We start from the raw sequence: 1,336 nt of genomic DNA, 5'->3' as shown, positions 1-1,336 counted from the left end.
AAGCATATCATAAATCGGAGCCCTTCTCTTTATGCGATAAGGAGAGTGCGAGGCAAAACAGTAAAAATGCAGCGATATTGTTTGGGTGCCAAATGTATTCTCAATAGTTTATAATTTTCTTTTCTTAAATGTGCAGCTCTTTCTGGAAAATGTTCGACAATCTCTTAATCGTTTAATAAAAATTAAAATCGGTTATAAGGAAGAGCTTGTAAATTATAGAGTAGGAAAAAATTGCATTTTATAAACAACAGGAGAGGGCTGTTTCCATAGCCCAAATATTTTTTCAAGTTGTTATGGTATCTTCTTGAAGTGCTTGATCGATAAAAGTTTGATAATTATCAGAAAAAATATATTGGGTATTTCTTCCCAAAGCTTTGAAATATTCACGACCGCAATGGATTTTTGCTTTTTCCAGATCGCGCAAGATGTCTTCGAAAATACTTCCTTTGCTTTCCACAACAAAATATAGTTTGTTTTGTCCATCTATTACTTCAATAGAGGCGACTTCAATCTACTTTATAAGCGTTTGTTCATAAGCATCGATGGAATCCAGCCTATATAGCATGTTGTGTTTATCAAGATGAAATTGTTTATGTAGATTTCTTGTATTGAAAGCAATGGTACGATTTTTGATGTCTGTATAAAAATATTGACAAAAAAAATTTTAATAACGCATGATTATAGAGTTTTGTCCTTTGTTTTAAGCGTGTAAAGTTAACCCGTTGTTTATCCATAGATTTTGTGTTTATTATTTATTTGATACATTTAATCTAGAATGTAAATTGTGTTCGTATATTCAAACTAATATACTGGTATTGAAGCGGTGAGAGTGTTACTTTGTTGAGAATAGATAATTTGGTAGGTTGGTATTCCCTTTGTATCAGAGAAATTTCACCTTATTCTCTCATATTGTACGTGGATGAAATATTAACCGCATAATGCTCCCTCTTACATGAGATGTAAGATTGATATGCTTTCCATATTAGGAAAAGTTGTTGATTGTAGAGGAGTATTTTTCTGCGAAATTCGTTTTGCTTAAATGGCAAAAATAGAGCAATAGTCGCATATTTGTTGCGCTGTAACGCATATATATAATCGATGAAGTCAACACTTCATTTAAGAAATTTCTTAAAGAAAAAACATAAAAAAATAGAATTGTTGAAAAAAATCTTTTATTTTGAAGCTTGTTTCTCATGATTATAAAAGCTTTATGTGGATGTCGAAAAATTTGATTGTGTTGAAAAGCATGAAAAATCAAAGAAATTTTGCAAAAAAAGCTGCATCATGTGTGCAGCTTTTTATGTGTTTGCTTTAGAGGTAGAAGTTTTAAAGCATG

General features: G+C 30.9%; 1 protein-coding gene. It reads right to left on the bottom strand.

Annotated features, from left to right (window positions below):
• Positions 1-283: 283 nt before the first annotated feature.
• On the bottom strand, positions 284-487 hold the full coding sequence (locus ACFIKD_RS09420; RefSeq protein WP_375647905.1) for a hypothetical protein: 204 nt from the start codon (positions 485-487) through the stop codon (positions 284-286).
• Positions 488-1,336 lie beyond the last annotated feature (849 nt).

The sequence above is a fragment of the Bartonella sp. CR84HXZ genome, from assembly GCF_042194535.1.
Taxonomy (GTDB): domain Bacteria; phylum Pseudomonadota; class Alphaproteobacteria; order Rhizobiales; family Rhizobiaceae; genus Bartonella; species Bartonella grahamii.
Note: the sequence above shows the minus strand (reverse complement) of the source record. Positions and strands in the feature narration are given on the sequence as shown.